21 protein-coding genes and 3 pseudogenes are annotated in these 19,025 nt (G+C 70.7%); 15 read left to right on the top strand and 9 right to left on the bottom strand.

What is annotated here, in order from left to right; genetic code table 11:
* Positions 1-326: 326 nt before the first annotated feature.
* Positions 327-617 (top strand): annotated as a pseudogene (locus J7E94_RS34870) (RHS repeat domain-containing protein); the annotation flags it as partial.
* A gap of 188 nt (positions 618-805) precedes the next feature.
* Positions 806-1,300, top strand: a complete 495-nt coding sequence (locus J7E94_RS34865; protein ID WP_251057186.1) for an RHS repeat protein — start codon at positions 806-808, stop codon at positions 1,298-1,300.
* Between the two features lie 180 nt (positions 1,301-1,480).
* Here the strand turns inward: J7E94_RS34865 and J7E94_RS24970 are convergent, their stop codons facing one another.
* The gene (locus J7E94_RS24970) at positions 1,481-2,407 is read right to left on the bottom strand and encodes an alpha/beta hydrolase (RefSeq protein WP_215019035.1); all 927 of its coding nucleotides are present in this window, start codon (positions 2,405-2,407) and stop codon (positions 1,481-1,483) included.
* Positions 2,408-2,514: 107 nt separating this feature from the next.
* Here J7E94_RS24970 and J7E94_RS24965 point away from each other — a divergent pair, with 107 nt between their 5' ends.
* A complete protein-coding gene (locus J7E94_RS24965) occupies positions 2,515-2,961 on the top strand; it encodes a MarR family winged helix-turn-helix transcriptional regulator (RefSeq protein WP_215019034.1) in 447 nt (148 codons plus the stop codon).
* Positions 2,962-3,082: 121 nt separating this feature from the next.
* Positions 3,083-3,268 carry a hypothetical protein gene (locus tag J7E94_RS24960; RefSeq protein WP_215019033.1) on the top strand — a complete coding sequence of 62 codons (186 nt, stop codon included), beginning with the start codon at positions 3,083-3,085 and terminating at the stop codon, positions 3,266-3,268.
* A 6-nt stretch (positions 3,269-3,274) separates the two neighbouring features.
* On the opposite strand, the gene J7E94_RS24955 is transcribed toward J7E94_RS24960, so the two are convergent.
* Together J7E94_RS24955 and J7E94_RS24950 are read right to left on the bottom strand one after the other, a co-directional pair.
* On the bottom strand, positions 3,275-3,802 hold the full coding sequence (locus J7E94_RS24955; RefSeq protein WP_251057194.1) for a transposase: 528 nt from the start codon (positions 3,800-3,802) through the stop codon (positions 3,275-3,277).
* Between the two features lie 41 nt (positions 3,803-3,843).
* Positions 3,844-4,338 carry a winged helix-turn-helix domain-containing protein gene (locus J7E94_RS24950; protein ID WP_215019032.1) on the bottom strand — a complete coding sequence of 165 codons (495 nt, stop codon included), beginning with the start codon at positions 4,336-4,338 and terminating at the stop codon, positions 3,844-3,846.
* 85 nt (positions 4,339-4,423) lie between these two features.
* On the opposite strand from J7E94_RS24950, the gene J7E94_RS24945 reads away from it, so the two are divergent.
* From J7E94_RS24945 to J7E94_RS24925, 5 genes and pseudogenes are all read left to right on the top strand, one after another.
* Positions 4,424-4,813 carry a hypothetical protein gene (locus J7E94_RS24945; protein ID WP_215019031.1) on the top strand — a complete coding sequence of 130 codons (390 nt, stop codon included), beginning with the start codon at positions 4,424-4,426 and terminating at the stop codon, positions 4,811-4,813.
* A 459-nt stretch (positions 4,814-5,272) separates the two neighbouring features.
* Positions 5,273-5,389 (top strand): annotated as a pseudogene (locus J7E94_RS24940) (IS481 family transposase); the annotation flags it as partial.
* A 1,013-nt stretch (positions 5,390-6,402) separates the two neighbouring features.
* Positions 6,403-7,599, top strand: a complete 1,197-nt coding sequence (locus tag J7E94_RS24935) for an NAD(P)/FAD-dependent oxidoreductase (RefSeq protein WP_215019030.1) — start codon at positions 6,403-6,405, stop codon at positions 7,597-7,599.
* A gap of 21 nt (positions 7,600-7,620) precedes the next feature.
* Positions 7,621-8,574 carry a sigma-70 family RNA polymerase sigma factor gene (locus tag J7E94_RS24930; protein ID WP_215019029.1) on the top strand — a complete coding sequence of 318 codons (954 nt, stop codon included), beginning with the start codon at positions 7,621-7,623 and terminating at the stop codon, positions 8,572-8,574.
* Between the two features lie 405 nt (positions 8,575-8,979).
* A complete protein-coding gene (locus J7E94_RS24925; protein ID WP_308345441.1) occupies positions 8,980-9,636 on the top strand; it encodes a methyltransferase domain-containing protein in 657 nt (218 codons plus the stop codon).
* Here J7E94_RS24925 and J7E94_RS24920 read toward each other — a convergent pair.
* The 4 genes and pseudogenes from J7E94_RS24920 to J7E94_RS34860 all read right to left on the bottom strand — a co-directional run bounded on the left by J7E94_RS24920 (position 9,606) and on the right by J7E94_RS34860 (position 12,866).
* Positions 9,606-10,154 carry a hypothetical protein gene (locus J7E94_RS24920; RefSeq protein ID WP_251057183.1) on the bottom strand — a complete coding sequence of 183 codons (549 nt, stop codon included), beginning with the start codon at positions 10,152-10,154 and terminating at the stop codon, positions 9,606-9,608. The genes J7E94_RS24925 and J7E94_RS24920 overlap by 31 nt on opposite strands.
* Complete coding sequence (locus tag J7E94_RS24915) at positions 10,151-11,350, bottom strand: molybdopterin-dependent oxidoreductase (protein ID WP_251057182.1); 1,200 nt, start codon at positions 11,348-11,350, stop codon at positions 10,151-10,153. The genes J7E94_RS24920 and J7E94_RS24915 overlap by 4 nt, the downstream gene beginning before the upstream one ends.
* A gap of 712 nt (positions 11,351-12,062) precedes the next feature.
* Positions 12,063-12,575: pseudogene (locus tag J7E94_RS24910) on the bottom strand (potassium transporter TrkA); the annotation flags it as partial.
* Positions 12,576-12,611: 36 nt separating this feature from the next.
* Positions 12,612-12,866, bottom strand: coding sequence for a hypothetical protein (locus J7E94_RS34860; protein WP_251057181.1), 255 nt, complete (start codon positions 12,864-12,866; stop codon positions 12,612-12,614).
* A gap of 63 nt (positions 12,867-12,929) precedes the next feature.
* On the opposite strand from J7E94_RS34860, the gene J7E94_RS34855 reads away from it, so the two are divergent.
* The 3 genes from J7E94_RS34855 (at position 12,930) to J7E94_RS24895 (ending at position 14,945) form a co-directional block, all read left to right on the top strand.
* Entirely contained in the window at positions 12,930-13,340 is a 411-nt protein-coding gene (locus J7E94_RS34855; protein WP_251057180.1) for a pyridoxamine 5'-phosphate oxidase family protein, read from the top strand.
* Positions 13,341-13,345: 5 nt separating this feature from the next.
* The gene (locus tag J7E94_RS24900; protein WP_215019027.1) at positions 13,346-13,756 is read left to right on the top strand and encodes a nuclear transport factor 2 family protein; all 411 of its coding nucleotides are present in this window, start codon (positions 13,346-13,348) and stop codon (positions 13,754-13,756) included.
* 124 nt (positions 13,757-13,880) lie between these two features.
* On the top strand, positions 13,881-14,945 hold the full coding sequence (locus J7E94_RS24895; protein ID WP_215019026.1) for an NAD(P)-dependent oxidoreductase: 1,065 nt from the start codon (positions 13,881-13,883) through the stop codon (positions 14,943-14,945).
* A gap of 40 nt (positions 14,946-14,985) precedes the next feature.
* Here J7E94_RS24895 and J7E94_RS24890 read toward each other — a convergent pair whose 3' ends face one another.
* Both J7E94_RS24890 and J7E94_RS24885 read right to left on the bottom strand, forming a co-directional pair.
* The gene (locus tag J7E94_RS24890) at positions 14,986-16,095 is read right to left on the bottom strand and encodes a sensor histidine kinase KdpD (protein ID WP_215019025.1); all 1,110 of its coding nucleotides are present in this window, start codon (positions 16,093-16,095) and stop codon (positions 14,986-14,988) included.
* Positions 16,088-16,888 (bottom strand): response regulator transcription factor, encoded by an 801-nt coding sequence (locus J7E94_RS24885; RefSeq protein WP_215019024.1) that lies wholly within the window; start codon positions 16,886-16,888, stop codon positions 16,088-16,090. The genes J7E94_RS24890 and J7E94_RS24885 overlap by 8 nt, the downstream gene beginning before the upstream one ends.
* Before the next feature lie 123 nt (positions 16,889-17,011).
* Between J7E94_RS24885 and J7E94_RS24880 the strand changes: the two genes are divergently transcribed.
* Genes J7E94_RS24880 through J7E94_RS24870 form a run of 3 tightly spaced genes read left to right on the top strand, consistent with a single transcriptional unit; the run spans position 17,012 to position 19,001 of the window.
* Positions 17,012-17,728 carry a glycosyltransferase family 2 protein gene (locus tag J7E94_RS24880; RefSeq protein ID WP_215019023.1) on the top strand — a complete coding sequence of 239 codons (717 nt, stop codon included), beginning with the start codon at positions 17,012-17,014 and terminating at the stop codon, positions 17,726-17,728.
* A complete protein-coding gene (locus J7E94_RS24875) occupies positions 17,725-18,345 on the top strand; it encodes a DUF2064 domain-containing protein (RefSeq protein ID WP_215019022.1) in 621 nt (206 codons plus the stop codon). Before J7E94_RS24880 ends, J7E94_RS24875 begins: the two co-directional genes overlap by 4 nt.
* Positions 18,342-19,001 carry a bifunctional 2-polyprenyl-6-hydroxyphenol methylase/3-demethylubiquinol 3-O-methyltransferase UbiG gene (locus tag J7E94_RS24870; RefSeq protein WP_215019021.1) on the top strand — a complete coding sequence of 220 codons (660 nt, stop codon included), beginning with the start codon at positions 18,342-18,344 and terminating at the stop codon, positions 18,999-19,001. Before J7E94_RS24875 ends, J7E94_RS24870 begins: the two co-directional genes overlap by 4 nt.
* Positions 19,002-19,025: the final 24 nt, after the last annotated feature.

Below are 19,025 nucleotides of genomic sequence, written 5' to 3'. Positions count from 1 at the left end.
CATCATCGACGGGCGCCCATCGTGTGACGAATCGTGGGCGGGCACATCGACCCGTCCGCACATGAGCCGGGCACCACGACGGAGTGGTGCCGCGAGCGCGCCTGGTTGACCGGTTGGCGGGTGGCCCGGTCCCCGGACAGCACGCTGACGGGCCACTGCGGCGGGGCGGCCGTGGACCACGGCTGGGTTGGCGGCGGGGCAACCGTCAAGCGGGCGAGTTCACGGGCGCGGGGTGTGAGAGGTAACCGGGCCAGCGGGCATCGCGACCGGAGCCAGTGGCCTGCGCCGCCCACGGTGTCTGCGGCTGATACTGCTTCCGGGTCGCCATCAGGGAGGCCCTCGGACACGTCACTGTCGTCCGCTCCAACGAGGCCGGGCTGCAGGTCGAGCTGACCGACCCACTTGGCGCAACGACGCGGATCGCACGCGACGGATTCGGTCGGCCGATCTCCTTCATCGACGCATTGGGCTCGTCGGCCCGGTTCGAATGGACCGTGGAGGGGCACCTCGCCCGTCGTGTCGAGGCGGACGGCAGCGAACAGTCCTGGACGTACGACGGTGAAGGCAACTGCACCAGCCACACCGATGCGCTGGGCGGGGTGACCACCTACGAGTACGCCGACTTCGACCTTCTCGCTTCCCGTACCGGCCCGGACGGGCTCAGGTACCAGTTCACCGCAGGGCTTCGCATGGAGGTACGAGTACGACCCGGCCGGGCGGCTCGTGGCCGAGACCGACTTCGACGATCGGACCATCGCCTACGGCTACGACCAGGCGGGCAGGCCTGATCTCGCGTACGAACGGGATGGGCGCGAGCATCGGGTTCCAGTACAACGCTCTCGGACAGGTCATCCGCAAGGATGCCGCGGGCGTTGTCACCACCTTCGAGTACGACCTCGGCCGCCGAACCGGCAGGACGACACCCGGCGGCGTCATCAGCTCCTGGACCTACGACCCGGCCGGACGGCGAGAGTCACTCACCACCGCGGGCCGTACGATGACCTTCGAACGCGACGCGGGCGGCCAGGAGGTGGTACGCCGCGTCGGTGAGTCGGTATCGCTGTCCCACGGCTACGACGTGATGGGCCGCATGACCGAACAGTGTGTCAGCAGTCACGGACGTTCACTCCAGCGCCGCGAATACGCCTACCGGGCGGACGGCAATCTGACGGGGTACGCGAAGTACCGATCCCACCGGGAATGGGTCAGGTCATCAAGCCCGATGGTTCGATCGTGGAACCGACCCACGTCCGTATGGTTCCCAAACCTGATGGAACCTACAAGACAGCATGCCCCATAGTGAAGTGACGGTGAAATGAACACGAGGATGTCCCTCACGTCCCCTTCGGCGGAACTGCCGCCCGATCTGGTGAAAGTCGAACTCTCCGACGACTACTGAAGTTGAACCGGCGATGTCGGCGCTGGTGCTCCTGCGGGCGGTGACGACATCGCGTGAAGGTCCGCCTGAGTCGCGGCAGAGTCAGCGGACCGGTTCGAGTCGGGCAGCGTCCGGGTGCCGGGCCAGGTGCGCGGTGAGGAAGCGGGCGGCGTGGTCGAGTGCGGCGTCGGCCTCGTCGAGTCGGCCGTAGTGGAGCTGGAAGACGTGGGGAAGGCCGGGCCCGACTTCGAGTGTGACCTCGACGTCGTCGGCGCCCGCGCGGCCGGCCAGCCGGACCGCGTCGTCGAGGAGCACCTCGTTGGCCCCGGCCTGGACGAGCAGTGGGGGCAGGCCGGTGAGGTCGGCGAAGACCGGGCTGGCCAGGGGGTGCGCGCGGTCGGCCGCGCCGAGGTACAGGTCGGCGTAGGCGCGTACGTCGGCCTCGGTGAAGATGGGGTCGGCGTCCTCCTTGGAACGCATGCTGCCGCCGGTGAGGGTCAGGTCGGCCCATGGGGAGAAAACGACCACGGCGGCCGGCTGCGGCAGCCCGGCCTCCCGGGCCGCGATCAGCATGGCGATGCTCAGGCCGCCACCGGCGGAGTCGCCGGCCACGACGATGTCCCGCGGGTCGGTGCCGGTTGCCAGCAGCTCACGGTAGGCCGCGAGTCCGTCGTCGACGGCAGCCGGGAAGGGGTGCTCGGGTGCCAGGCGGTAATCCACCGACACCGCTCGCAGCCGGGCGCGGTGGGCCAGTTCGCCGGCCAGCCCGGCGTGGGTGTCCGGTGAGCCGATGACGTAGCCGCCGCCGTGCAGGTAGAGCAGCCGGCCGGGTCCGGAGGTTCCGGCCGGTATGAGTTCCAGGGCAGGCCGACCGCCGAGGACAGCCCTTCGGGTGGCCACACCCTCCGGTGCGGGCCTGGATGCAGCTGCGGCGAACCCGATGCGCTGCTCCTCGACGGTGAGCGGCGTCTCGGGGCGCGGGACGGAACGGAACAGGGCGTCCAAGGCGTCGCGCTGCTGTCGGGACATGGTGGCCTCCACGGATCGGGGTGTCAGGGTGGATTCCCGGGAATCCATCTGTCACAGTTAACCACATTCCAAGGAAGATGATTCCTAGGAATCTATTGGAGGTTTTCGTGAGCCACGTCACATCAGTCTTCACCGATCTCGTCCGTGTCGAGACCCGGCTTTACAACGCCGTGAACGCCCGGCTGATCTCCGAACAGGGTCTGGGACTCGGCCAGTTCGAGTTCCTTGACCTCATCGACCGGGTGCCGGGATGCCGTGTTCTCGACATCGTCGGCGAGCTGGCGATCACTGTGGGAGCCGTCAGCAAGGCGGTCGACCGGCTAGTGGCCGCAGGCTGGTGCGTGCGGGTCGCGCATCCCCAGGACCGCCGCTCGTCCGTCCTTCACCTCACGCCCGAGGGCGAGACGAAGCTGGCCGCCTCCCGCCCCATCGTCGCAAGCGAACTCGCCGCGCTGACAGCGGCCGTCTCTCCTGACGACCTGATCCACATCGCCGCGGCCCTGGCCACCCTCCGCACGTCCCTAGAGGCAGGAACCCACGGCCAGCCGGGCTGAGAGGCATGACCTGCGCACAGCGCTGAACAGCTCCGCGTCCTGGCGTCACTGGCACATCGGACCATCAGGCACCGCCCTGCCCATCCGCGCGGCCGCATCGAGCACCTACCGCACTGCGGCGATGAACACCGGACCGGGATATGGATTGTTCTACGAAGAAGGCGAAGAAGACAGATTCGACGAGGCAGCGGACGACCTTCGCGAGCTCCTCGCCAACCTCGATGACACCGCGCTGGCACACAATGGGCTATGGGAAACCCTGTGTGACGACGTCGCGATGGGCGACTACGCGAACTGGGCGAGCTGAGGCACGTCAGCCCTCCAATACGAGACCCGTGGCCGTCAAGCAGCCGTCGACCAGCTCCGGTCGGTACTGGATCTTTTTGAGGCGTCGCTTCACGGCGCGAGTGATCTGGCTGAGGTCCGCAGCGGCGAGGTTGCCGATGTCGCGTTTGACCAACGACCAGATGCCCTCCTGCGGGTTCAGGTCTGGGGCGTAGGTCGGTAGCTGGAAGACGGTGAGCCAGGCGGTGTTGGCCTCGAAGAACTCTCGCAGCGGCGCGACCAGGTGCATGCGCAGGTTGTCCCAGACCAGGACGATCGGGCCGCCGAGCTGGGTGTAGGCGCGGATGATCAAGTCGCGGTAGTCCTTCCAGCCGAAGCCCTTCGGTTCGTCCTTTCGTCCCCGGTACTCGCGGATCGCGTAGATCAGCCGGGACCGCTCGCCGGGCTTGTAGCAGGTCATCCCCGCCATGGAGACCCGGCCCGAGCCGCGCCCGCGCACGCGGACCACCGGAGTGCAACCCCGGCGGCCCCAGGTTCTGGCACGCGGCGGTGTCATCGACTGGCCGGCTTCGTCCTCGAAGACTACCCAGGCGTTGTTCACCGCCGCGGTGCTCTTACCCGCGGCCAGACCTCCAGTTTCCAAAGCTCAACCGCGTGGTCGTCGCGCTCGATCGCGCGCCGGGTGGGCTGCTGCCACGACCAGCCGTGCCGCCGCAGCAGCCGCCAGGTGCCCTCCACGGTGTACGAGACGTGGAACAGACGGCCGATCATCGTCTTCACCCGGGCCAGCGTCCACCGCTGGTCGGCCCACCCGTGAGCCAGCGGACCCCGCTCCAACTCCCACTCCAGCCGCGCCATCTGCGTGTCCGACAGTCGGGGCCGGCCAGGCGACCCCTTCGATGCCACCCCGGCCAGGCCCTCTTCGCGCCACTGACGCCGCCAGCGTTCCACCGACCGTTCCGAGACACGCAGCGCAGCAGCAATCTCCCGGTTCTTATCGCCAGCCTCGAAGCCAGCCACGGCCTGGAGCCGAACCCGCTCCCGCCCGGCCCTCTCGGCATCGGTCAAGCCGCCACCCTGCGGATACCTCACCCCACCAGGACTACCGAAGCCACCCGCACGCTGTCCGGCAAACAGCCCGACATCACCCGATCAAGTTCAGTACGAGTCGCTGGCCATGGACGCATGTCAGCTGCTTTCCGAAACCGATGCACGCTTCGTCGTCTCGGGGTTCGGTCAAGAGGAATGGCCGGTCAACATTTCGTACGATCTTTCATCAGTGATCGAGCAGCTCCCCGAGGCGATCGACAGGCTGCAATCGGGCCGTTCCGCCGAGATCGACCTCTACGGGCAGGGGATCGAGCGACGCCTGACCTTCGTGCCCGCAGGGGACACCACGAAGATCCGATGTATCTCGGGCACTGCATGGCGCCCGGGTCCGGACGTGGAAGTCCTGTCGCGTACGGCAGCGCTGGAGCTTCTCACCGGCTTGGCCCGTGATTTCGGGGCCGCGCTGCGACGAGCCGCTCCCGACCTTGCGATGCGAACGCCGTTCGCGAAGTGGTAGTCGAGACGGACAGTCGCCAGGCCGATTCCTTCGGATCATCCAGCTGACCGGATGAAGATGGCGGCAAGGCGGAAGGCGGCGGGCGGCAGCGGGTACAAGGCGTACGCGGCTGCGGCCCTCGGGCCTGGATGGCAGGCAGGGGAGGGTCGACAGGAGCGGCACGATGCCGGGGCGGTCGGCCGTCTGTTCCCGCTCGGAGCGCTGCACGCCCCGTTCCGGGTGCCGGTCGCGCAGCGGAACGGCTTCACACACCGGCCGTGACCAGGGCGTGGGAGAGCATGCACGCCACCCGGCGGGCAGTCGCACTGCCAGCCAACCGTCAGAAACGGTCGGCTGGGCCCAGGTTCGGCAGTCTGGCCGAAAATATGCCTGTGCTGTCCCGTCGTGCTCGGTGCCGTCCCGGGTGCTAGGTGTGTTGTCCCGGGACGTCGGTGACACGCGTGCTGGGTGCTTGAAATGGTGTCCCACCGTAATGCCCCGCTGACCGAGACCGGGAGACTGCGGCTGACCCGCTACGTCGTGGACGACGGCTGGCCGCTGCGACGGGCCGCGGAACGCTTCCAGCGGGAGTTCACCGAGGATCCACAGTACCGCGAAGCCGCCTGGACGGTGGCGGAAGGCGTTCCCCTCTTCCGTATCCACTGCCCAGAGAGAGCGGGATTCCCGGAGAGCAGGCGGTCCGCGAGAGCACCGACTTCACCACTGGAACGGCAGGAGTCGCGCGCTGCCTCGACAGCCTGCTCAGGCCGGAAGGCGACCCCGCCGCAAACTTCAACTTCGTCGTCGACGAACTGATACTGCGTTCCCAGCGGTGAGTGCGGGGCCGCGGCATCGTCGGAATAGCGCACCGCCCATGAAGGGCACTGCAGAAGAAAGCGCTGGCGGAAGTCCGCCCTCTCTGCTCGGAGCGGGCCACGGGCGCGTACCGCCCTCACCGTGCGCCGGCCCTTCGTGCTGCCCCCAGGCGGCAGCACGTGACGCACCTTGACCGGGTCAAGGTGCGCTCCAGCCCGGTCAAGTGCGCTGGTCCCCAACTGGTCCCCAAAAACGATCAAGGGGCCGTTTCAGATTGCTCTGAAACGGCCCCTGACCTGCGACTCTTTCGAGTCGGGACGACAGGATTTGAACCTGCGACCCCTTGACCCCCAGATCGACGGGTCGGGGTCAAAATCCTGGCATACAGGGCGATTTGAGGGCGAGTAATGTGCATGAATGCGCGTGTCGTGCACCTGCGGGCAGTGGCGGTGGTCCCCAACTGGTCCCCAAACAGCCGTCACGCCGAGGCGTCGCCCGGCCTCGCTCGGGGGTGCCGTCACGGATCGCGTGCACCGCGCATGCCTGCCAGGCCTCCTGGCCGGTCCGACAAAACGGGCTGACCCCACCCCACATCTGACGCCTATCGCCCGGGCTGCCGACCCGAGGTCATGATGGCGACGCCGGCGGACTTCATCGACCGGGCGCCCGGCCCCGGGCATGCCTCGCAACACCCCTTCCGCCCTGTGACCCACACCACATCCAGTTCCTGTCAGGAATCGGGACGCTGTTCCGCTCAAGTCACCGAGAGCCAAGCGAACCGACAGGAGCGAGACATGAAGCACCGCATCGTCGTCCTCGGAGCCGGCTATGCCGGAGCGTACGTGGCCGGGACCCTGGCCCGCCGGCTGTCCCCGGCGGACACCGAGATCACCGTGGTCAACGCAGAGCCGGACTTCGTCCAGCGGCTGCGGCTGCACCAGCTCGCCGCCGGCCAGGAGATCGAGGCTCCACAGCTCGCCGAGGTCTTCGCGGGCACGGCTATACGACTGCGCCGGGCCCGTGTCACCGCCGTCGACCCCGAGCGCCAGGTCGTCGCCGTGGCCGATGCCGATGGTGGCGGCGAGCTCGGCTACGACACGCTTCTCTATGCACTCGGCAGCCACGTCGCCGACCACGGCGTCCCCGGCGTGACCGAGCACGCCTTCGATGTCGCCGCCCGGCCTTCCGCACTGCGCCTGCGCGAGCGCCTGGACAGCCTGAGCAAGCGCGAATGCCGGAGTGTTCTGATCGTCGGCGACGGGCTGACCGGCATCGAGACCGCCACCGAGATCGCCGAATCCCGGCCGAGCCTGTCGGTGACGCTGGTCGCCCGCGGCAAGCTGGGCGCACAGCTCTCCGCCGCAGCCCGCAGCCACCTGCGCCAGACCTGCGACCGGCTGCGCATCACCGTCCTGGAGCAAACCAGCGTCGAAACCGTCGAAGCGACGCAGGTGCTGTGCGCCGACGGCACCGTCCTGGCATCCGACGCGACCGTGTGGACGGCCGGGTTCGCGGTCAGCCCGATCGCCGCCGCCGGCGGGCTGGCGGTCACCGAGAACGGTCGGATCGTCGTCGATCGCACCATGCGGTCGGTCTCGCACCCGAACGTGTACGCCGTCGGCGACAGCGCCTACGCCATCGGCGACAACGGCCGGCCGCTGCCCATGTCCTGTGCTTCGGCCGGCTTCACCGGCATGCAGGCCACGAACGCGATCGTGGGACGCCTGACCGGCCGCAAGATCGCGAACACCAAGCTGGAGTACCCGGGCAACCACATCAGCCTCGGACGGCGGGACGGAATCCTGCAGATGGTCGACCACGAAGGGCAGGCAAAGCCGAAGTACATGGGCGGCCGGAAGGCGGCGCGGATCAAGGCAGGAATCCTCAAGCTGTCGTTGTGGACCAACTCCCACCCGACCTTCGGCCTGCCCAAGCGCAAGCACCGCCTGGCCTCTGCGCCGCACACGTCCCCCGAGAAGGCAGCCGCGTAGCCGCCCCATAGGGTGATCCGCGTGGACAGCACGGCAGTCGATCGCTTCGACACCAGTCGGTTCGAGGCCAGCCGGAACCGGCTGGCCTCGCTGGCGTACCGGCTGCTGGGCTCCGCCGCCGACGCCCAAGACGCCGTGCAGGACGCGTTCCTGCACTGGCAGGCCGCCGACCGGCAGCAGATCAAAGTGCCCGAAGCATGGCTGACCAAGGTCGTCACCAACCTGTGCCTCGACCGGCTCCGCTCGGCACAAGCCCGCCGCGAACGAACCGTCGGCGCCTGGCTGCCCGAACCCCTCCTCGACGGTGACCCAATGCTCGGCCCGGCCGACACCTTCGAACAGCGCGAATCGGTCTCCCTGGCCGTTCTGACCGTCTTGGAGCGCCTGTCACCCATCGAGCGGGCCGTCTACCTCCTGCGCGAAGCGTTCTCCTACGGCCACGCCGAGATCGCCGACATCCTCGACATCACCGAGTCCGCAAGCCAGCAGCACCTCCACCGCGCCCGGACCCGCATCACCGCCGCGCGCCGCCGCCGCGGCGAAGTCGACCCGGCATCCGCCCGCAGGATCATCGAGGAATTCCTCGCCGCTGCAACCTCGGGCCGTACCGATCGGCTGGTGGCGATGCTCACCGACGACGTGGTCGCGATCTCCGACGGCGCCGGCCTGGCGGAGAAGCTGCTGCGGTTCGACACCCCGCAGCGCGTCGCCGCCATCGCCCGGGGCGGCTTCAAACCCACGCCCGCGAAACGACGGCTCGCCGGCGGCGCGCCCGCCATCCACTACGCGCTCGTCAACGGCGCCCCCGCCATCCTGTTCGTGCTCGGGGACCAGGTCATCGGCGCCGTCACGTTCGACATCGCGGGCGACAGGATCGCGACCGTGCGCGGCATCGCCGCCCCCACCCGCCTCGTCCGCCTCACCGAAGCCTGGCAGCAGCACGGACCGGACAGGCCGCTCATCGCCGAGTGGTGACGGGGCCCCACTGCCCCACTGTCCTTCGCCGGCCCGCTCCCACCCGAGTGAGGTTCGTGCTCATCGCTCCAGCAGCACCTTGAGCGCCACCAGGTCCTTGTGCTGCGCGTGGCGCCGAGAACACCTCGGCCGGGCCGGTGACGTCCAGGAGTTCCACTCCGGGGAAGGCTGTGATGACGACGCGGTGCGGTGCGGGCATGCTCGATCACTTCGCCCCGCCGCGCATGTCTGCAATGACGAGGTTCTCTCACATCCGGACACGTCTCATCGGCGGGCAGTGCTGTGCCTCCGGGCGACCCCACACACGCTCCCGGTCCACTGCGGAGGACGGGGGTATACGGTCCGATCGGGTGGATTCCACCTCTGCCGGAGCGCCCCGTCCCGCCGTGAGGCGAAACATGGAGGGTGACCGCCCACGACTCCGAGGGATGGAACAGCGGCCCGTACGCGGCGGCGATCCACGCGCAGCAGGGTGATCTTTCGCTGCGCGACGCGGAGGGCTGGTGCCTCTCGCTGGATCTCAAGCGATGGTGTGCGCGGGCGGACGCCGGCGACCGTGCCGTACTGCGGCGGTGCAGGGGGCGTGTGCTGGACATCGGCTGCGGGGCCGGCCGGCTGGTGGAGGCGCTGACCCGTCAGGGGCACTCCGTGCTCGGCATCGACGTGTGTCCGTCAGCAGTCAGCGCGACCGTCTCCCGGGGCGGCGCCGCACTGCGCCGGTCGGTGTTCGATCCGCTGCCCGACGAGGGCGGGTGGGGAACGGTATTGCTGATCGACGGCAACATCGGCATCGGTGGGGACCCTCGCAGACTCCTGCTCAGGATCAGGGACCTGGTACACGGGCAGGGACTGCTCTTGGTGGAAACAGCTCCAGGAGATGTGGACGAACGCCGCCGGGTCCGCATCCATGCGGGTCACCGGCCGGTGGGCGCGGCCTTCCCCTGGGCCGCTGTCGGTACTGCGGCACTGGACCGTCACGCCCGGGCCTCGGGGTGGACGGCGACCGAGTGCTGGTCCTCCGCCATGGGCCGTCACTTCGTTGCCCTGCGCGCCCGCGCCTGAACCCTTGCGGCACGCCTTGCGGCACGCCTGGCGGCCTTCGTCCCCTGCCACATCCTGGCGAGGAGGACGGCTGCGGAGGCGGCGAAGAGGCCGGCGGTGATCAACAGCCAGCGCGCGAGGAACCCGTCGGAGGGGAGGCCCGTGGCGGCGGTGAAGTGCTCCACCCGGTGGAGGATGAGGGGCCACCAGACGAGCAGGAGGACACCGGCGATGAAGGACGGTACGCGAACGTGGTTGACGCCCACCCGCGCCAGGGGACCTCCCACGTGCGAGGTGTCCCCGAAGGCCGCCTGCACCGCCCGGTCCGTCATCGAGTACAAGGGCAGCAGCACCAGATCATGCAGGAGCGCCGCTCCGACGAACCACAGGGCCACGCCGAGGGCGTCGCCCTTGAGGAGTCGCAGGCCCGCGTAGACGGCGAGGGCGAAGGAGGCGAGGACGAGGAGCAGGTGGAGCGGGGAGGCCCCGTAGCGGCGGCGGAACGCGCCTGTGGCCGCGGTCGGCAGGACGGGCCTCATGCCGGGTCTCCGAAGGTGAGGCGGGTGACCCATTTGGTGTTGTGGACTCCGGGCGCTCCGGGGACGATCACCCGGGCCGGGTAGCCGTGATCGTACGAGAGCACGGCACCGTTGACGCGCACGGCGAGCAGTGAACGGTCGTCCCGGGCCTGGTTGTCGCGCAGGACCACCGACCTGAACGGCCCGCCGCGCTGCACCGACTCCACGAAGACCTGCGGGGTGTTCGTGCCGAGCCCGACCAGTGCGGCCAGGTCCGTGAGGCGGACTCCGCTCCAGTGCTGGTCGGAGGTCGACCAGCCCTCCACGCAGGCGATGGGCAGGGACGACTCGTTCTGGGGCAGGGCCAGCAGTTGGTCGTAGGTCAGATCGATCTGCTTGCCGGCACCACGTACGGTCAGGCGCCAGGCGGGGCCGATGTCGCTGGGCCGGATGCCGACCGAGGCTGCGGTCTTGTTGATCTGGAAGCCGTTCGGCCCGGAGCCGGGATCCTGTCCGTGCGGGGCGAGGAGCGCCGTCTGCCTGAACCAGCCGCCCATGCTCTGGCCCGCGGTGACCGCCAGCAGCACCAGGGAGCCCAGCCCGACCATGCCCAGTGCGCCCCGGCGGGAGATCGTCGGCGCCGCCGGACGGGGCGAGACCAGTCCGGCCGCGTCGTGCGTACCGGCCGCCGACTCGCCCAGCCGGTGCCCCACCGCGCGCAGTGCCCTGGGCAGTCGGAAGGCCACGTGGACCACGAAGGCGCCGATGAACACCCAGGCGCCGTAGAAGTGCAGTGTGTAGAAGGAGCCGGGGAAGATGTAGTGCAGCTGCACGTTCAGGATTCCGGTGACGAACTCGAACCCGGCGCCTCCCACCAGGAGGAGCAGGGACAGCCGCTCGATGCCGTGCGCGGCCGACCGCACCGGCGGCCACTCGAACAGCTTGGGGATCACCGACCACAGCTTGGCCAGGAGCACGGGTACGAGGACGATCCCGAGCGTGACGTGCACCCCCTGGGTGACCCGGTAGAGCCAGTACGGAGACGTCGGCCAGGGGAAGAGGTAGAACCCGAGCCACCCCTTGCCGGGCGTCTGGTCGTTCACCGCTGCCAGATCCGGGTTGTACGCCGCGTACGACACCAGGCCCGTGACGAAGAGGACGGTGATCCCGAAGAGCAGGATCAGCCCGAGCACCGAGGTCAGCCACGGACCGCGCAACGGGCTCCGCCAGAACTCCGGGCGCGAGAGCCCTGGCGGCGGACCGGCCGTCCGTGCGGATTTCACAGCCGACCGGAGTCGCGCCGGCCACCTCGGCCCGGATGCGTCCGCGTCCGGTTCCTCACCGGAGGGCCGACCGGCCGTAGCCGGTTCACCGGTGTCCCTCGGTCCCTGGTGCCCGCGTTCCGCGTCCTTCGGCATTGGCCGCGGGGTCTCGTCGGGATCGCGCTGCCCGCTACCGCTCGCGCCCAAGGGACACCTCCGCAGACTCCGACCGAACCGGGGCTCACGGAAATCGCCCGCCGAGGAGAACATGCCGCACACAGGCCATGGGAGCCCACGTGACACGCCAGACCTGATGTTTCCTCGCTACGACCGCGGCCGCCGGCTCCCGCCCGCCGCTACTCGAGCCGGTGCGGGCAGTCGGCGCAGGCCCGGGCCACGGCACGGCTGCGTAGCCTCTGCGGGGTCCACCCCCGCAGGAGTGCGACGGGAAGGGGAAGCAGGAGGAGCGTCGCCACCGCCAGAACGACAGCGTGGATGGTGGGATTTCCGTTCATGGGTACCTCTCTGGTGCGGCTGCCACCGTACGGCTCGACCACCCGTCGATCTCATGCCGGAGTCCGGCAGTATCGGCTCCCTGTGACTGCCGTCGGAGGACTCGTCAACACTCCGACACGACCGCAGGAATCTGCGCTCCGAGGCCGTCGTCTCACGTGCCGGAGGCGGAGACCGTGCCACGGCCGAGCAACTCGGCCAGGCCTCTGCGGGTAGCGGCCAGAACCACCCGGTCCTGCGCCTTGAGGACGTACCCGGGGTGCAGGTCCCAGACCAGGCCCGCCTCAGGAATCCGGGCCTCCTCGGGTGCGGCGGCCAGGTCCGGGCGCCGTTCCTCGGGTGCACTGGTGTCCAGGGCGATCACGCGCCAGGCACCGGGCCGGAAAGATTCCGCGATGGTCCGTCCTTCCAGCTGCGGATGACCGGCCACCACGAGCGCCGCGAACAGCAGCACGCGCCGCTCGACCGGTATGGCCCCAAGAACCTGCCGGCCCATCATCGCGCCGGCGAACGCGGGTGCCGCCAGATGGGTCACGCTGCGGCTGCGGGTGAGCGCGGCGGGATGCGCGGCGCGCAGGGTGCGGTAAACGGCCGTCGCGAAGTCGTCCCCGTACAGCCGCATGACGACCCTCAGGTCCGGCCGGACGGCCCTCGCGTACAGAGCGGCACAGCGCCGCGACCCCCAGCGGGCCGGCTGTGGATCTCACCGCTGACCGGACCGCCCGGCATCCTCGACGTCATCGCGGCATCCACTCTGCGCGTACGCACCGCACCAGCCGCCCGCGACCCGCTCGACGAGCTCCCTCCCGGTCAACCGGTCGGCCTGCTGGCCATCGACTTCGCCACCCGCCGTCGCTTCCGGGTCAACGGGACGCTCACCACCGTGGACGAGGACGGCCTCGTGCTCGAAGTCGATCAGGCATACGGCAACTGTCCTCAGTACATCCGGCGTCGACACCTCCGACCCGGACCCGCTGCGGCAGCGGGCGGGAACGGCCCCCCGGTGCGGTACGCCACCTTCTTGACGTCCGACCAGGCCTGCCTCATCCGTTCGGCCGACACCTTCTTCCTGGGCACCACCCACCCGGAGCGCGGCAACGACGCCTCGCACCGCGGCGGGCCGTCCGGATTCGTCCGCGTCGAGGGCGGCAGCCTCTGGTGGCCCGACTACCCGGGCAACAACATGTTCAACAGCCTCGGCAATCTGGCCGTCGACAGTGCCGCGGCCCTGCTGTTCGCCGATTTCGCCACGGGGCGCGCCGTGCACCTGTCCGGCACCGCGGTCCTGGAGTGGTCTCCTGATGGCTCCGCCGACGATGAGGGCGGCACCGGGCGCCGGGTCCGCTTCCACATCAGCAGCGTGGTCGACGGATCCGGCGCACCACGGCACACGCCGCATCCGGTCCGCCGCCCACCGCGCAGGAAGGACTGATGGCAATGAACGAGCCGGCACCGGAACCGAACGGCCACACCCGCCTCGCCTACATCCTCGGAGTGCCGCTCGCCCCGGAGGTCGAGCGGCAATGGCCACAGCTGGGCGAGGTCGTCCGCGGCAGCAAGCTCATCGGGGAGGTCGAGGGGAACTTCCCCGAGCTCACGCTCGAAGTGGGACGACGGCTACGCCTCGACGACGACATCACCGTCGTGGAATGGACCTGCGACTACGGCGACGGCCGCCTCTACCGCAACGTCACCATCGCCGAGCTCCGCGACGGCCGGGCCGTACGGGTCACCGACTACTGGGGCGAACCCACCTCCACTCCCCCGTGGCGCCGACCGCTCACCGCCCGCCTCGACATGCCGGGCAACGGCATCTGGAAGGACCACGACCACCTCAGCCACCACTGAATTCCCACCCGAGGCACCCGGCCGTCACGCTTGCGTCGCCGTACCCGGCGCACCGTGTGACGGAAGTCTTACGTGCGCGCGTGGGAGACCCTTCGCATGGTCCGCGCTGCGTAGCGTCCGCAGTATGCGCGTACTCGTCACCGGAGGGGCCGGATTCATCGGCTCCCACATCGTCACCGCCCTCACGGACCGAGGACACAACCCCGTCGTCCTCGACGCCCTGCTGCCCGCTGCCCACCCCGGCACGCCGCCCCTGCCCGACGCCGAGTTCGTGCGCGCCGACGTACGGGACGCCGTCGCGGTCAGAGCGGCGCTCCGCGGAATCGACGCGGTGTGCCACCAGGCGGCCATGGTCGGCCTCGGCAAGGACTTCGCGGACGCCCCGGACTACGTCGGTTGCAACGACCTCGGGACGGCGGTGCTGCTCGCGGAGATGGCAGCTGCCGGGGTGGGCGAGCTCGTGCTCGCCGGATCGATGGTGGTCTACGGGGAAGGCCGGTACACGTGCGAACGGCACGGGACGGTACGACCCGGGCCACGCCGGACCGAGGACCTGACGGCCGGCCGGTTCGAACCCCGCTGCCCCGACTGCGGAGCCGAACTCGCGCCGGGCCTGGTCGGCGAGGACGCCCCGACGGATCCGCGGAACGTCTACGCGACGACGAAGCTGGCCCAGGAGCACCTCGCGGCGAGCTGGGCCCGGTGCGTGGAGGGCCGGGCGGTGTCACTGCGCTACCACAACGTGTACGGGCCCGGCATGCCGCGCGACACCCCCTACGCCGGGGTGGCCTCCTTCTTCCGCTCCTCGCTCGCCCGGGGCGAGGCGCCCCGGGTCTACGAGGACGGCGCGCAGCGAAGGGACTTCGTCCACGTCACGGACGTGGCCGCGGCCAATGCGGTGGCACTGGAGGCGGTTGCCACCCGGCAAACGGGCGCGCTCACGGCCTTCAACACCGGCAGCGGGGACCCGCACACGGTCGGCGAGATGGCGGTCGCGCTGGCCTCGGCTCACGGCGGTCCCGCCCCGGTGGTGACGGGCGAGTTCCGCCTCGGCGACGTACGGCACATCACCGCCGACTCGGCCCGGCTGGGCAAGGATCTGGGCTGGCGCCCGGTGGTCGGTTTCGCCGACGGCATGGCCGAGTTCGCGCGGGCCGGCCAGCGTGCTTCGGCGGTTGCGACCGGCTGAGCCGGAATCCGGTCGACGTCGTCGGCCGGAGCGGCAAGGCCTACACAGGTGCGGGGAGCGTGAGTTCGAAGCGGCAGCCGCCGGGCACGTTGTGGACGTCCGCGCGCCCGGAGTGGGCCTCGACGATGCCCCGGACGATCGCCAGGCCCAGGCCCGCACCCGAGGGAGGGGTACGGGCCTGGCTGCCCCGCCAGCCGGTGTCGAAGACCCGGGGCAGGTCTTCCTCCGGGATTCCGCCGCAGGCGTCGGTGACGGACAGCACCACCGCGTCCGCGCGGCGTTCCGTGGCGATCGCGACCGTTCCGTCGGCCGGGGTGTGGTGGATGGCGTTGACGAGCAGGTTGGACAGCACCCGCGTCATCTCCTTACCGTCGACCTCGACCGGCAGCGGGGCCACGCCGGCACCTGCCAGGCGCACTCCGTGTTCGCGCGCGAGCGCATCGGTTCCTGCCAGTGCATCGCCCACCAGGTCGTAGAGGGAGACCCTGGTGGGGTTGAGGGAGAGTGCGCCAGCATGGATGCGGGACAGCTCGAACAGGTCGGTGACCATGGAGTTGAGGCGGTCCACCTCGGCGCGCATCTGGCGGTGGTAGCGGGCAGGATCGGCCGCCATGCCGTCCTCGAGCGCCTCCGACATGGCCCGCAGCCCGGCCAGCGGTGTCCGCAGGTCGTGCGAGATCCAGGCCACCAGCTCGCGCCGCGATGTCTCCAGGGCCCGCTCGCGGTCGCGGGAAGCCGCGAGGCGTTCACTCGTGAGTGCCAGCTCGCGGCTGAGTGCCGCCAGTTCGGCGGGGGCCGGTACGGCCGGCGCCGTGAAGGTGCCGTCCTCGCCGAAGTCGCGGGCCGCGACGACGAGTTCCCGGCAGCGTCGTACGACCTGGCGGCCCAGCAGCAGCGCCGTAATCAAGGAGACGGCGGCGGCCATCGCGACGACGGTGGTCACCACGGCCAGGTCATGGGAGGAGAGGAACATCGCCCAGGCGACCGCGAGCGTCCCGGCGAGCATCGCGGACACGGCGACGGCCGCTACCACCGCCAGGGACACTGCGACGCTGCGCCGTCGCAGTATCCGCAGCGCCACGGATCCGAGGATCCCGGCGGCCGCCGCGCCGAGGAAGGCGTAGAGGGCGATCAGCAGCACGTCACGCATGGCCGTCCTCCGTACGGGCACCGGCTGCGACCTGCTCGCGGCCGGTCGGGACGGGGCCCGCTTCGAAGCGGTATCCGGCGCCCCACACGGTTCGGATCAGCTGCGGATCGGCGGGGTCCTCCTCGATCTTGCCCCGGAGCCTGCGGACGTGCACGGTCACCGTGGACAGGTCGCCGAAGTCCCAGCCCCAGACCTCGCGCATCAGCCGCTCGCGGCCGCAGACCTGCCCGGGGTGCCGCAGGAAGTAGGTGAGGAGGTCGAACTCCCTGAGGGTGAGTGCCAGTTCCACTCCATCTCGGATCGCTCGCCGAGCAGCGGGGTCTACGGTCAGGCCGGCCTCCGCGAGCAGGGGCTCGCCGACGGGAACGGGCGACGACGACCTGCGCAGGACGGACCGGACGCGCAGAACCAGTTCGCGTGGGCTGAAGGGCTTGGTCACGTAGTCGTCCGCGCCGACTTCCAGGCCAAGGATCCGGTCGTCCTCGTCGCCGCGTGCGGTGAGCATGACCACGGCGACGGAATGCCTCCCGTCCCCCTGCGCACGCAGCCGACGGCACACCTCCAAGCCGTCCATGCCCGGCAGCATCAGGTCCAGGACGACGAGGTCGGGCCGGTGCCGGGCGGCGGACTCCAGCGCGGCCGGACCGTCCGCGGCCCGGTGCACGGTGAACCCGGCCCGCTCCAGGTAGCCGGCGACGACCTCCGAGACGGTCGGATCGTCGTCCACCACCAGGACGCGGCCCGCGGCGTCTCCGGAGGCCGGGCCTCGGTCGGTTTCGTTGCTGGTTGCCATGCCTCCAGCGTGACACCATGCGGTGCCGGGTGGACCTGGCCCTGCCGCCCTGGGACGCGGTGTCCGCGTTTCGTAAGGTCTTCGGGCGCCCTTCTTCGCCCTTCGGTTCCTACGGTGTGGAGGGTGACTCCTTCTGCTTGTCGTCCGCTCCGCGCGGACCTCGTACTGCCGTGCCTCGACGAGGCGGAAGCCCTCCCCTGGGTCTTGGGGCGGGTGCCGGCCGGGTGGCGGGCCATCGTCGTCGACAACGGCTCCACAGACGGCTCGGCGGACATCGCCCGCTCCCTCGGCGCCACCGTCGTGCGCGAGACCCGGCGCGGCTTCGGCGCCGCCTGCCATGCCGGGCTGCTCGCCGCCCGCGCCGAGCTGATCTGCTTCTGCGACTGCGACGCCTCCATGGACCCCGGACTGCTCGCGCCCATGGCCGAGCGCGTCGCGGCCGGCGAGGCGGACCTCCTGCTCGGCCGGCGCCGTCCGCAGGGCCGCGGCGCCTGGCCCGCGCACGCGCGTGCCGGAAACATCGCCCTGGCCCGCATGCTGCGCCGCCGCACCGGCCTGCGGCTCCACGACCTCGGTCCGATGCGGGTCGCCCGCCGCGAGGCACTGCTCGGCCTGGACCTGAGCGACCGGCGCAGCGGGTACCCGCTCCAGATGGTCGTACGGGCCGCCGACGCGGGCTGGAAGGTGGCCGAGACGGACATCCCGTACCTGCCCCGATCCGGGAAGTCCAAGGTCACCGGCACCTGGCGGGGCACCTGGCACGCCGTACGGGACATGCGCCGGGTCCTGGCCGAGCCGCCGGGCGCCCGCCCCGCACCGACCGAGGGGATCTCCGCGTGAGCACCCTCCTCGTCATCGCCAAAGCTCCCGTCGCGGGGCGCGTGAAGACCCGCCTGACCACGCAGTTCACCCCGCGGCAGGCAGCCGACCTGGCCCTCGCAGCACTCCAGGACACCCTCGCCGCGGTCCTTGCCACGCCGGCCCGGCGCCGCGTCCTGGTCCTCGACGGACAGCCGGGCACTTGGATCCCGGACGGCATCGAGGTCGTCCCGCAGTGCACGGGCGGCCTGGACGTCCGACTGGCCGCCGCCTTCGCCCTGGCCGAAGGGCCGGCCCTGCTGGTCGGCATGGACACCCCTCAGGTCACCCCGGAACTGCTGGCGCCCGGGCTGGACTTCAGCGCGGCGGACGCCTGGTTCGGGCCCGCCGACGACGGAGGGTTCTGGGCCCTCGGCCTGGCCGACCCCGACCCGGCCCTGCTGCTCGGCGTCCCCATGTCCGTGGCCCACACCGGCGAGGTCCAGCGGCAGCGCCTGACCGATGCGGGGCTTTCCGTACGGGACCTGCCCGAGCTGTGCGACGTGGACACCCCCGCCGACGCGGAACGGGTCGCGGCCGCAGCCCCGCGGACGCGCTTCGCCGCCCTGCACCACGGCCTGTGCGCGGTGACCCGATGACCGCCCAGCTCGCCGAGCCCGCCACCCGTACCTGGCAGGCGGATCCTTACGCGGACGCCCTCCGCACCGGGCAGGGGCCACTGTTCCTCCGCCGGCGCGACGGCTGGCTGCTGCCGCTGGAGGTCGAGCGGTGGTGCGCCGAGCCCGATGCGGCCGACGACACCGTCTTGGCCCGGTGTGCCGGGCCCGTCCTCGACATCGGCTGCGGGCCGGGCCGCCTGGTCGCTGCCCTCGCCGGGCTCGGCCGTACGGTGCTCGGGGTCGACGTGACCCCCGAGGCGGTGGCGCGTACCGAGCGGGCGGGCGGCAGCGCCCTGTGCCGGTCGGTGTTCGACCCGCTTCCCCGCGAAGGTGGCTGGGGCACCGTCCTCCTCATCGACGGCAACATCGGCATCGGCGGGGACCCCGCCGCCCTGCTGCGCCGGACTGCCGAACTGACAGCCGCCGGCGGCTCCCTGCTGGTCGAGGTCGCCGCCGCCGACGTCGACGAACGCGTGGAGGTGCACGTCGAGGACGGCGCCGGCGGGCGGGGAGCCTCCTTCTGGTGGGCCAGGCTCGGCACCCGCGCCTTGTGCGCCGCGGCGAGGTCCGCGGGCTGGACCCCTTACGACACCTGGCAGACGGCGGGCCGGCACTTCGTGCACCTCACCCGCTGACGGATGCCGAGCGGCGAAATGCCG

This window comes from Streptomyces sp. ISL-94 (assembly GCF_018614075.1).
Classification (GTDB): Bacteria; Actinomycetota; Actinomycetes; order Streptomycetales; family Streptomycetaceae; genus Streptomyces.
The sequence above is the reverse complement of the archived record's forward strand: the minus strand, read 5'-3'. Positions and strand labels throughout refer to the sequence as shown.

What these genes read in the sequence shown, in the direction of transcription:
- J7E94_RS24960 (WP_215019033.1), top strand. Translation starts at nt 3,083, where the DNA reads ATGAACACCGGACCGGGATATGGATTGTTCTACGAAGAAGGCGAAGAA.
- J7E94_RS24890 (WP_215019025.1), bottom strand. Translation starts at nt 16,095, where the DNA reads ATGCGTGACGTGCTGCTGATCGCCCTCTACGCCTTCCTCGGCGCGGCG.
- J7E94_RS24935 (WP_215019030.1), top strand. Translation starts at nt 6,403, where the DNA reads ATGAAGCACCGCATCGTCGTCCTCGGAGCCGGCTATGCCGGAGCGTAC.
- J7E94_RS34865 (WP_251057186.1), top strand. Translation starts at nt 806, where the DNA reads ATGGGCGCGAGCATCGGGTTCCAGTACAACGCTCTCGGACAGGTCATC.
- J7E94_RS24870 (WP_215019021.1), top strand. Translation starts at nt 18,342, where the DNA reads ATGACCGCCCAGCTCGCCGAGCCCGCCACCCGTACCTGGCAGGCGGAT.
- J7E94_RS24970 (WP_215019035.1), bottom strand. Translation starts at nt 2,407, where the DNA reads ATGTCCCGACAGCAGCGCGACGCCTTGGACGCCCTGTTCCGTTCCGTC.
- J7E94_RS24885 (WP_215019024.1), bottom strand. Translation starts at nt 16,888, where the DNA reads ATGGCAACCAGCAACGAAACCGACCGAGGCCCGGCCTCCGGAGACGCC.
- J7E94_RS24895 (WP_215019026.1), top strand. Translation starts at nt 13,881, where the DNA reads ATGCGCGTACTCGTCACCGGAGGGGCCGGATTCATCGGCTCCCACATC.
- J7E94_RS24955 (WP_251057194.1), bottom strand. Translation starts at nt 3,802, where the DNA reads ATGACACCGCCGCGTGCCAGAACCTGGGGCCGCCGGGGTTGCACTCCG.
- J7E94_RS24945 (WP_215019031.1), top strand. Translation starts at nt 4,424, where the DNA reads ATGGACGCATGTCAGCTGCTTTCCGAAACCGATGCACGCTTCGTCGTC.
- J7E94_RS24920 (WP_251057183.1), bottom strand. Translation starts at nt 10,154, where the DNA reads ATGAGGCCCGTCCTGCCGACCGCGGCCACAGGCGCGTTCCGCCGCCGC.
- J7E94_RS24900 (WP_215019027.1), top strand. Translation starts at nt 13,346, where the DNA reads ATGAACGAGCCGGCACCGGAACCGAACGGCCACACCCGCCTCGCCTAC.